We start from the raw sequence: 10073 nt of genomic DNA, 5'->3' as shown, positions 1-10073 counted from the left end.
CGATCAGCGACAAGGAAATCGGCGACATCGATCTTGCCGACGCGAACCAGGTCATCTGGCGCGATTGGCCGACGAGCAAGGGCTACGTGAGCCGCGACGACGGCATGGTGGCGTGCCGGGTCTACAGCCGCGCCCGGGCGCGCGGCCTGTGGGACATGATCATGACGTCCACCTACGACTTCGCCGAGCCGGGCTTCATCCTCATCGACCGCGTCAATGAGATGAACAACAACTGGTTCTGCGAGGCGATCCGCGCGACCAACCCCTGCGGCGAGCAGCCGCTGCCGCCCTACGGCGCCTGCCTGCTGGGCTCGGTGAACCTCACCAAGTTCGTGCGTGATCCGTTCACCGACAAGGCGCGCTTCGACTGGGAGGAATACAAGGAAGTCGTGCGCGTGTTCACCCGCATGCTCGACAACGTCGTCGAAGTGAACGGCCTGCCGCTCGAGCAGCAGCGCATCGAGATCATGCGCAAGCGCCGCCACGGCATGGGCTTCCTCGGCCTCGGCTCGACGATGACCATGATGCGCATGAAGTACGGCTCGCCGGAGAGCTGCGAGTTCACCGAGGCCGTGTCGCGCGAGATGGCCGTCGCCGGCTGGGAAGTGGCGCTGGCGCTCGCCGAGGAGAAGGGCCCGGCCCCGATCATGGACGAGGACTTCACCGTCACCGCCGAGATGCTGCGCAAGCGTCCGGAGATGGCGAAGGACGGCTTCAAGGTGGGCGATGCCATCAAGGGCCGCCTGCTGCACGCCAAGTACAGCCGCTACATGCAGCGCGTCGCCGGCGTGGCGCCCGAGCTGGTGCAGAAGCTCGCCGACACCGGCGCCCGCTTCACCCACCACAGCTCGATCGCGCCGACCGGAACGATTTCGCTCTCGCTGGCCAACAACGCCTCCAACGGCATCGAACCCTCGTTCGCGCACCACTACTCGCGCAACGTGATCCGCGAAGGCAAGAAGTCGAAGGAGAAGGTGGACGTCTACAGCTTCGAGCTGCTGGCCTACCGCGAGCTGGTGAACCCGAAGGCGATGCCGTACAGCGATGACCCGGAAGCGAAGCTGCCGGACTACTTCATCGCCGCGGACGACATCTCGCCGAAGGAGCACGTGGATATCCAGGCCGCCTCGCAGATCTGGATTGACTCCTCGATCTCCAAGACGGCGAACGTCCCGACGGACTTCCCGTACGAGGACTTCAAGGACATCTACCGCTACGCCCACGAGAAGGGCCTCAAGGGTTGCACCACCTTCCGCTTCAACCCGGCCGCCTTCCAGGGCGTGCTGGTGAAGGAGAAGGACCTCGAGAACACGACCTATCGCTTCGAGCTCGAAGACGGCAGCGTGGTCGAGGTGAAGGGCAACGAGCAGATCGAGTACGACGGCGAGATGCACACCGCCGCCAACCTGTTCGATGCGCTCAAAGAGGGTTACTACGGTAAGTTCTGACGGAAGGCTGCGGGCAGAGCGCCCGCGGCTTCCTGATCGAGGCCCGCCCGACCCGCCCCGGCGAGGTGGGCCCGAACCGGCAAGCGTGCACCGGCCCCCAAGGCACGCGGATGCAGCACCCCACTGGAGTGTTCCCATGAGCAATGGCAACGGTGTGACCACGACGATCGCCCAGGCGGTCGAAGCGGTGAGCGGCAAGGCCAACGAGGTCGTCGAGCAGGCGAAAGCCAAGGCGGCGCCGATGGTGAAGAAGGCCAAGGCCGAGGTCGCGAAGGTCGAGAAGGCCGCCAAGGCGAAGATGAAGCAGGCCGAGAAGTCGCCCGCCGGCCAGGCCGTCAAGAAGGCCGTCGGCAACGCGAAGAAGAAGGTCGCGGCGGCGAAGAAGTCGGTCGACGCCGCGGTGAAGTCGGCGAAGGCCAAGCTCGGCGGCAAGCCGGCCGCGAAGAAGGCGGCCCCGGCGAAGAAGGCGGCCAAGCCCGCGGCCAAGAAGGCCGCGAAGAAGGCGCCGGTGAAGAAGGCCGCCGCCAAGAAGGCACCGGCCAAGAAGGCTGCGCCGAAGAAAGCGGTGAAGAAGGCGGCCCCGAAGAAGGCCGCGAAGAAAGCCGCCAAGAAGACCGCGCGCCGCTGATCGCGGCGTCCGGCCCGGAACCCCGCTCCCTGAGCGGGGCCGGAAGCGTCACCCCTGAAATCCGCACCAGACAACGCAACAGGCACCACCCGCAGGAGCGCCGGCATGGCCATCAAGATCAGCAAGAAAATCAAGTCGTACAGCGTCGCCACGCCGGACGACAAGGCCGCCACGCCGGCACCCGCACCCGTCGCCGCTGCGCCCGCGCCGCTGCCGACGGCCGAGATCATCCAGATGCACGAGCGCGTCGAGCGCCCGGAGACGCTCGTCGGCGCGACCTACAAGATCAAGTCGCCGCTGTTCGAGCACGCGCTGTACGTGACGATCAACGACATCGTGCTGAACCCCGGCACCGAGCACGAACTCCGCCGTCCCTTCGAGCTGTTCATCAACTCGAAGAACATGGAGCACTTCCAGTGGATCGTCGCCATCACCCGCATTGTCTCGGCGGTGTTCCGCAAGGGCGGCGACGTGACCTTCCTCGCCGAGGAGATGAAGGCGGTGTTCGACCCGCGCGGCGGCTACTTCAAGGCCGGTGGCGTCTACATGCCCTCGATCATCGCCGAGATCGGCGGCGTCATCGAAGAGCACCTGAAGTCGATCGGCATGATCATCGACCCGGAGATCAGCGACGCGCAGCGCGCCCTGATCGCCGAGAAGCGCGCGGCCTACGAGAACCGCTCAAAAAAAAACCCTGACGTGAGCGCCGCCCCGGCGGTGGGCGGCGACATCGCCATCACGGGTGACGGCACCAGCTTCCCGCCGTCGGCGACGATGTGCAGCAAGTGCAACACCAAGGCCCTCGTGCTGATGGACGGCTGCCAGACCTGCTTGAACTGCGGCTATTCCAAGTGCGGCTGAGCGGGCTCAGGCCCGCCGCCAATGCATGACCCAGTTGTGCGTCCAGGTCGTTCCGCCATCGCGTGAGACGGCCTGGCGCCAGCGGCAGCCCTCGCGGCTGATCCGGTCCCAGATCCCTGCGGCCAACAGGGGGCGTCCGTTCTCTTCCTCCTCGGAGACGAACAGGCCGACGCCGTTCTCGAAGCTGCCTTCGAGCCCTGGTGCGGTGACCACGCCGCTTTTCGCGTTCACCCAGTGGTCCGACCAGCGTCGGCGCTCGACGTCCAGCAGGCGCAAGCCCAGGCCACTGAACTGTCGCGCCGGGATCCGCAGCTCCTCGACGCTGCCGATGCCGCCAAGGATCGACCAGCAGGTGGCTTCGCCCTCGAAGTGATCCCAGTCGGCGTCGGGCGAGGGCTTGCGCCAGTGGCGGATGCGCCACTCGCCCTGCAGGAAATCGAAATCGCCGGGTTGGCCGGGCGTTGGAATCGTCGGGCGCTGCGGAACGACGAGGTCGGTATCGGGAAGATGCATGTCGGTGTCCTCGGGGAGGCCTGTCCACGCGGGTCCAGCCCCGCTCGCCCATGGAACGCCCCACCACCTGACACCTGCTGTCAGGTTTTCGTGCTGAGATGTTTGGCATGCGCGCCAGCCGCCTGCTCTCCCTGCTGATCCTGCTGCAGCTCCGCGGCCGCCAGAGCGCGGAAGCCTTGGCGCGTGAGTTCGAAGTGTCGGTGCGGACGATCTACCGGGACGTCGAGCAGCTCAGCGCAGCGGGCGTGCCGGTCTTCGCCGAGCGCGGTCGCCATGGCGGTTTCGAACTGCTGGGGGGCTACACCACCCGGCTGACCGGGCTGACCCGTGGCGAGGCCGATGCCGTTGGCCTGCTGGGCGCCGTGCAGGCTGCTGCGGAGTTGGGCTTGGGCGAGGACGCGCAGTCGGCCCACCGAAAGCTCCTTGCCAGCCTTCCTGCCGCCGCCGGCTCCGGCGCGCAGCGCGTGGCCGAGCGGTTCCATCTCGATCCCCAGTCTTGGTACGGCCGCCGGTCGCCACCGCCCGCCTTGCGGCCCCTCGCCGAGGCGGTGTGGAGCGATCACCGCGTGGCCCTGCGCTACCGCAGCTGGAAGGGCGAGGTGGACCGTGAGGTCGCGCCGCTCGGCCTGGTGCTGAAGGCCGGCGACTGGTACCTCGTGGCCGCCGTGGACAGCGACGTGCGCACCTACCGGGTTGGCGCGATCCAGTCGATCGCCGTGCGGGACGAGGTGGCGCGCCGTCCCGAGGGTTTCGCCCTGGCGGCGCACTGGGCCGACGCCGTCGCGCGTTTCGAGGATCGCCTGCGCTCGCGTGCCGCGCGCGTGCGCCTGTCGCCTTTGGGCTGGCGTTTGCTGCACGAGCAGCAGCCGTCGGTCGCTGCGACCGCTGAGGCCCATGCGGCCGCGCCCGACGCCGCCGGTTGGCGCGACACCGTGTTGGCGGTCGAGCAGGGCGAGCAGGCCCTGCGCGACTTGCTGCGGCTGGGGGCCGAAGTTGAAGTGCTCGATCCGCCGGAACTGCGGCGGGCCCTCGCCGAGGAGGCCGCGAGGATCGTGGCGCTGCACGCTTCCCACTGACATTTCCCACCTTTTCGCGGAGTGCCCAATGCTGGCCATGCGACCGAATTGCGAGTGCTGCGATACCGACCTTCCCGCCGACACGGCGGGCGCGTGGATCTGCTCGTTCGAATGCACCTTCTGCGCGAGCTGCGCGCTCGGGCCGCTCGCGGGACGCTGCCCCAATTGCGACGGCGGCCTGCAGATGCGGCCGCTGCGGGTGGGAAGCGCGCTGGCCCGCCATCCCGGGTCATCGACCCGCGTGCGAGCCGAACGTGCCGCGGCCACCCACGTCGAGCGTGCCTCGAATCCGCCGCCTCGCCTCGCCGGTGTGCGCGCGCTATGCAGCGAGGATCGGCGGGAATGGGAGGCGCTGTGGGAGGGCTACCTCGCGTTCTACGGCTCAGCCTTGGCACCGTCGACGACCGAGGCCACCTGGCGGCGCCTGCTCGACCCCAGCGCGCCGATGTTCGGCCGCGTGGCCGTCGCGGCGGATGGCGCCCTGCTGGGCTTCGCACTGGCCCTGCCGCATGCCGGCAGCTGGACCGTCGAGCCGCAGTGCTACCTCGAGGACCTCTTCGTGGCGCCGGGGGCCCGGGGTGCGGGGGTGGGGCGCGCGCTGATGGAGGACCTCCTGGCCCGGTGCCGCGCCGAAGGCTGGACCCGGCTGTATTGGCACACGCAGGCCGGCAACGCGGTGGCGCGTCGGCTCTACGAGGGCTACGCCCGGCCCGATGACATGTTGCGCTACCGGATGCTGCTGCCCACGGCATACTCGGGCGCGTGACCGACACCCTCGAAGCCGATACCCGACAGATCGCGTTCGAGCAGTTCGCGCGGAACTTCGCGCGGGCCCTGCTGACGACGCCCGTGGGTTGGCTGGTGGTGCTTGCCATGGCCTGGGGGTTGGCGCCAAGGGCCTCCCTGTGGGCGTGGTTCGGAGCGGCGCTGGCGTGCTGGGTGCTGTGCATTGCCCAGAGCCAGTGGTCCCGGCGTCAGGGCTTCGACGTCGCTCGGCATCGCCTCTCGGCTTGGGCGTCGGCGTTCCTCGACGGCATCGGCTGGGGCATGGTGCCGCTGTTCCTGATGGGCCACGACCCGACGCTCGATGCGCGCCTGGCCGCCGTGCTCTGCGGCGTGGTGGCGGTCACCTTGGGCATCTACATCACCGCGCCGGAAGCCTTGCGCCTGCAAGTCGCAGGCACATGGGTAGGCATCGTGCTCTCATCGCTGCTCGGTGCGGGGCCGGATGGCGCGATCGTCCTTGGCCTTGCGGTGATGCACGTGCTGGCGCTGTTCTTCCTGCCGGGGATCACTGCCCGCGTGGTCGACGGCATTCGCCTACAACAGGCGAATGCGCGTCTGGCCGAGCAACTGCGTCTGCACCTGCTCACCGTCGAGGAGGAGGCGGCCACCGATCCGCTCACCGGCGTGCTCAACCGCCGCGCGCTCGATCGGCTGCTGGCCCGTGAGATCGAGCGCTGCGAGGCGCAGGGCGGCATGGTTTCGGTGCTGGCGCTGGACCTCGACCACTTCAAGGCCGTCAACGACACGCACGGGCACGCGGTGGGCGACGAGGCGCTGCGCGCCTTCGCACGGCGCATCCGCGGGCCGTTGCGGCAGAGCGACCATCTCGCGCGTCTCGGCGGCGAGGAGTTCATCGTGCTGCTGCCGGGCGCGCCCGTGTCGAACGCGCTTGAGATCGCCGAGCGGCTGCGCGCGTCCGTGGCCGAAGCCCCGCTGGTCGATGTGCCGCGTGTGGCGGTGACCGTGTCGATCGGCGTCGCGGCATTCCGTCCGGGCGACCGCGGCACCGACCTGCTCGCCCGTGCGGATACGGCGGCCTACGCCGCCAAGCGCTCCGGCCGTGATCGGGTGGTGCTGGCCGAGGGCTGAGCCCGCTCAGTTCGATGCGGGTTCGACCGCCTCGACGTTGGTGCTGGCTTCGGCGGGCCGGTCTTCGGCGACCGCATCAGTCGGCGGTTCCTCGCCCGGCGCAATGATCGTGTAGCCCTTGCCGCGCATGGCGGCCAGCAGGCCATCGTCGGCGGTGAGCACCTGGTAATCGGCCACGGCAACCGTCGTCGCATGCCCGGCAAGGCTTTCCTCCGCCACGCGCACCCACTCGTCGACCACGCGCTTCGGTAGGTCGTCGAACCCACGTTTCTTCAAGGCATCGGTGCCCAGCAGGGCCAGTGCGCAGGCGCGGATCTCGCTGTCGAACTCGAGTTCCTCGAGCGTCTGCAGGTCGCCCACGGCCCAGGCGTTCGCGCGCTCGACCATGTTCGCGGTGTCGGTTTCAAGGCGTGCGACCGTCGCCTCCATGCAGCCGACATCGTCGACGGCCGAGCGCTCGAATTCCTTCAGCGCATCGCGCGGGTCTTCGACCTTGATGCTCACGCCCACGCGGACGATGTCGCGGTCGTTGCGCTTGGCGATGCGTTCCACGCGATCCCAGACGATGTTCTCGCGCTTGAGGTCGAGGTCGCCGAGGGCCTCGTCCATCAGTTCGTAGGCGGCGAACACCGGGCGGCGGTTCTCGACGCCGCGGTCGCGGCCCATGTAGATCGCCTTCTGGGCCTGCCAGCGTGCATAGAGTTCGGAGGGCAGCACTTCGGCGAGCGTCTTGTCGTCCGGGTTGTTGCGCGCGCGCAGGGCGGTGGGCAGCAAGCGCAGGCTGCCGAAGAAGCCGATGTCGGCGTCGACATTGACGCCCGGCGAGGTCAGCACGCGGTCGGCGCGCGCCACCAGGGCATCGAGTTCGCGCGGCTCCCATTCCATGCGCTTCGGCAAGGGGCTCAACGTGGCCATGACCCACAGCGTGTTTTCGCCCTTGCGGATCTGCCACAGGCCGGGGCCGGGCTGGATGCCGGTGACGACCACCGTTTCCAGCGTCGCGAGTGCGGGCTCGGCGGGCGCGCTGGCCTCGGCGGCGGGCGCGGACTCCGAAGGCGCGGTCTGCGCGTTGGCGGCGAGGGACGCAGTCAGCGCGATGGCGAGGACGAGGGCGAGCGGGCGGAGGCGCATGGCCATGGGTGGAATCCGGTTTCCGGGGGACGGACGCATGCTCGCGCAGTCGGGGCGGGGGCGGGATAGGCCGGAAGTCGCGTTGTGGGCGAACCGTTCAGCCCCAGTGGTAATCGGCGGGCTCAAGGGTGCCGGCCTTGCGCACGTATTCCGGTGTGAAGCCGGGGAAGATCGCGATGACGCGGCCGTCCTCCATGCGGTACCAGCTGCGGCACTGCGTCCAGATCGAGCCGCGCAGCCGCGCTTGCAGGGCGGCATCGTGGGCAGCCATGGCCTCGGGTTTCACCGCGGCCCAGCGGCCCCCGCGTTCGCGGACGCGCTGCATCACGGCGAGCGCGTGGCGCGCGGCGGCTTCGATGTAGAACAGGGTGCTGGTGTGGCCCGTGGCGGTGTTCGGCCCCAGCATCAGGAACAGGTTCGGGAACCCCGCCACGCCGATGCCGTGCAGGGCCACGGGGCCATCGCGCCAGGCCTCGGCGAGCGTCCGGCCCGCGCAGCCGGTGATCGTGATCGATTCGAGCAGGTTCACCGTCTCGAAACCGGTGGCGCAGACCAGCGCGTCGAGCCGGTGTTCGCGGCCGTCGGTGGTGACGATCCCATCGGCGGTGATGCGCGCGATGCCGTCGGTGACCAGCGCGACGTGCGGCTGCGCGAGCGTGGGGTAGTAGTCGTTCGCGTAGATGATCCGTTTGCAGCCCAGCGGGTAGGGCGGGGCGAGGGCCGATTCGAGGGCGGCGCGATCCGGCGCGTCGCGTAGTTGCCGTCCGCGGTGCCAGCGCGCGAGGCCCAGCATGAAGCGCCGCGCGAACGTGCCCTCGTCGAAGCCGCGGCGGGTCCATTCGAGGAAGCTCGCCCACGCCAGCCGCACGGCCGGCGCATAGCCCGGCACCCGCACCAGCCAGCGATCGAACCAGCGATAGCGGCGCTCCAGGCGCGGCAGCACCCAGTTCGGCGTTCGTTGGAACACGCTCAGCTGCGAGGCGCGGGACGCGAGCTTCGGGATGACCTGCACGGCGGTGGAGCCGGTGCCGATGACGCCGATGCGTTTCCCATCGAGGGCCGTGTCGTCGGCGGGCCAGCGTGCGGTGTGCACCTTCAGCCCCGCGAATTCGTCGAGGCCAGGGATCGCCGGCCATCGCGGCTGGCTCAGCGGCCCGGTGCTGCAGACGAAGAAGCGCGATTCCAGCGTGTCGCCTTTCGCCGTGCGGAAGCGCCACAGTGCGGCCGACTCGTCCCAGGTGGCGGAGACCAGCGCGGTGCCGAGGCGCAGGTGGCCCAGCAGCCCTTCGCGCGCCGCGAGGGCCTCTTGGTAGGCGTGGATGTCCGCCGCGTCGGCGAAGCGCTGCGGCCAATGCCGGTTCGGCGCGAAGGAGAACGCATAGGCCGGTGCGGGGACGTCGACCTGCGCGCCCGGGTAGCGGTTGTCCGACCAGGTGCCACCGAGGCCAGGCTGCTTCTCCAGCGCGACCACGTCGTGGATGCCGGCCTGCTTCAGCGTGCGCAGCATGCACAGCCCCGACATGCCCGCCCCCAGCACGACGACCTCGTGTCGCGTGGTGCGCGGCGGCGTGGCCGCTTCGAGGTGCGGCAGGGCGAAGCGCGCGGCGCGGCCGAGCGCGGCGTCGGCGCTGGGCAGCGTGCCCGCATGCAGGGCGAACACGTGCCAGCGGTGCGCCACGATGTCGGCCGTCGCGGTGACACCGGCTTCGCGCAGCGCCTCGACGAGGCGCGCGCAGCCGGGGGCGAAAATCTCGTCGCTGCCCCATTGCACGAGGGTGGGCGGCAGGCCCGCGAGCGTGCCGTGCAGGGGCGAAACGCGCGGATCATCGGCCGGCAGCGCGGCGCGGAAATGGTCGATGCAGGCCGACACCCATGGCTTGGAGAGGAGCGCTTCGCCGGGGATGGTGTCGGGTAGGCCCGACAGCGTGAGGTCGGCCAGTGGCGAGAGCAGCAGCAGGCAGGCCGGCGGGGTTTCGCCGCGATCGCGCAGGGCTTGCGCGAGCAGCAGCACCAACGTGCCACCGGCGGAATCCCCCGCGACGACCACCGGCCCGTCGGCAGCCAGCGCGCGATACGCGGCGAGCGCGTCGTCGAGGGCGGCGGGGAAGGGGTGCTCCGGCGCCAGCCGGTAGTCCGCCGAGAACACCGGCAGGCCGAGATCGCGGGCGAGCTTCGCGGTCAGCGCGCGGTGCGTGGCCGGCGAGCCGACGCAGAAGGCGCCGCCGTGCAGGTACATCACGCGACCGGCCTTCACGGGAGGCTGCGGCGGGTGCAGCCACTCGCCCGGCACGCCGCCTTGCATCGCGGCTTCGACGCGCACGCCGCGGGGCAGTCGGTTCAGCGGCACGAAGCGCCGCAGCCGTGCGCGCTGCGCGGCGATCTGCACCTGCGGCGAGAAGCACGGCTTCACGGCGAGTCGCAGCACGGCGCGGAGCAGTGGCGCGATGACGGCTTCGCGCAGGCCGATCGGCGTGACGGTGGTGGGTGGGATCAGCGGGTGCATGGTGACGATTTACACTGCACCCCTGTCCATCTCCAGTG

The 10073-nt window shown here is 69.8% G+C and carries 9 protein-coding genes; 6 read left to right on the top strand and 3 right to left on the bottom strand.

Annotation, left to right across the window (positions count from 1 at the left end; all coding sequences use genetic code 11):
- The 3 genes from ACIQ6S_RS11015 to ACIQ6S_RS11005 form a co-directional block, all read left to right on the top strand.
- Positions 1 to 1448 (top strand): ribonucleoside-diphosphate reductase, adenosylcobalamin-dependent (locus ACIQ6S_RS11015; protein WP_397608409.1); only part of this gene is annotated, 1448 nt, incomplete at its 5' end.
- A 136-nt stretch (positions 1449 to 1584) separates the two neighbouring features.
- On the top strand, positions 1585 to 2076 hold the full coding sequence (locus ACIQ6S_RS11010; RefSeq protein WP_297876691.1) for a hypothetical protein: 492 nt from the start codon (positions 1585 to 1587) through the stop codon (positions 2074 to 2076).
- A gap of 105 nt (positions 2077 to 2181) precedes the next feature.
- Complete coding sequence (locus ACIQ6S_RS11005; protein ID WP_297865866.1) at positions 2182 to 2937, top strand: NrdJb; 756 nt, start codon at positions 2182 to 2184, stop codon at positions 2935 to 2937.
- Between the two features lie 6 nt (positions 2938 to 2943).
- On the opposite strand, the gene ACIQ6S_RS11000 is transcribed toward ACIQ6S_RS11005, so the two are convergent.
- Positions 2944 to 3450: a hypothetical protein gene (locus ACIQ6S_RS11000; RefSeq protein WP_397608408.1), complete on the bottom strand. Its 507-nt coding sequence runs from the start codon at positions 3448 to 3450 to the stop codon at positions 2944 to 2946.
- A 107-nt stretch (positions 3451 to 3557) separates the two neighbouring features.
- On the opposite strand from ACIQ6S_RS11000, the gene ACIQ6S_RS10995 reads away from it, so the two are divergent.
- Genes ACIQ6S_RS10995 through ACIQ6S_RS10985 form a run of 3 tightly spaced genes read left to right on the top strand, consistent with a single transcriptional unit; the run spans position 3558 to position 6401 of the window.
- Positions 3558 to 4526, top strand: a complete 969-nt coding sequence (locus ACIQ6S_RS10995) for a helix-turn-helix transcriptional regulator (RefSeq protein WP_397608407.1) — start codon at positions 3558 to 3560, stop codon at positions 4524 to 4526.
- Positions 4527 to 4554: 28 nt separating this feature from the next.
- Positions 4555 to 5292: a GNAT family N-acetyltransferase gene (locus tag ACIQ6S_RS10990; protein WP_397608406.1), complete on the top strand. Its 738-nt coding sequence runs from the start codon at positions 4555 to 4557 to the stop codon at positions 5290 to 5292.
- Positions 5289 to 6401 carry a diguanylate cyclase gene (locus tag ACIQ6S_RS10985; protein ID WP_397608405.1) on the top strand — a complete coding sequence of 371 codons (1113 nt, stop codon included), beginning with the start codon at positions 5289 to 5291 and terminating at the stop codon, positions 6399 to 6401. Before ACIQ6S_RS10990 ends, ACIQ6S_RS10985 begins: the two co-directional genes overlap by 4 nt.
- A gap of 6 nt (positions 6402 to 6407) precedes the next feature.
- On the opposite strand, the gene ACIQ6S_RS10980 is transcribed toward ACIQ6S_RS10985, so the two are convergent.
- Both ACIQ6S_RS10980 and ACIQ6S_RS10975 read right to left on the bottom strand, forming a co-directional pair.
- Complete coding sequence (locus tag ACIQ6S_RS10980; RefSeq protein ID WP_397608404.1) at positions 6408 to 7538, bottom strand: TraB/GumN family protein; 1131 nt, start codon at positions 7536 to 7538, stop codon at positions 6408 to 6410.
- A gap of 91 nt (positions 7539 to 7629) precedes the next feature.
- Entirely contained in the window at positions 7630 to 10035 is a 2406-nt protein-coding gene (locus ACIQ6S_RS10975; RefSeq protein WP_397608403.1) for an alpha/beta hydrolase fold domain-containing protein, read from the bottom strand.
- Positions 10036 to 10073 lie beyond the last annotated feature (38 nt).

This window comes from Silanimonas sp., assembly GCF_044377035.1.
In the GTDB taxonomy this organism is placed as follows: Bacteria; Pseudomonadota; Gammaproteobacteria; order Xanthomonadales; family Xanthomonadaceae; genus Silanimonas.
The sequence above is the reverse complement of the archived record's forward strand: the minus strand, read 5'-3'. Positions and strand labels throughout refer to the sequence as shown.

Coding starts and splice junctions, on each gene's coding strand:
- ACIQ6S_RS11010 (WP_297876691.1), top strand. CDS start 1,585: ATGAGCAATGGCAACGGTGTGACCACGACGATCGCCCAGGCGGTCGAA.
- ACIQ6S_RS11005 (WP_297865866.1), top strand. CDS start 2,182: ATGGCCATCAAGATCAGCAAGAAAATCAAGTCGTACAGCGTCGCCACG.
- ACIQ6S_RS11000 (WP_397608408.1), bottom strand. CDS start 3,450: ATGCATCTTCCCGATACCGACCTCGTCGTTCCGCAGCGCCCGACGATT.
- ACIQ6S_RS10995 (WP_397608407.1), top strand. CDS start 3,558: ATGCGCGCCAGCCGCCTGCTCTCCCTGCTGATCCTGCTGCAGCTCCGC.
- ACIQ6S_RS10990 (WP_397608406.1), top strand. CDS start 4,555: ATGCTGGCCATGCGACCGAATTGCGAGTGCTGCGATACCGACCTTCCC.
- ACIQ6S_RS10980 (WP_397608404.1), bottom strand. CDS start 7,538: ATGGCCATGCGCCTCCGCCCGCTCGCCCTCGTCCTCGCCATCGCGCTG.
- ACIQ6S_RS10975 (WP_397608403.1), bottom strand. CDS start 10,035: ATGCACCCGCTGATCCCACCCACCACCGTCACGCCGATCGGCCTGCGC.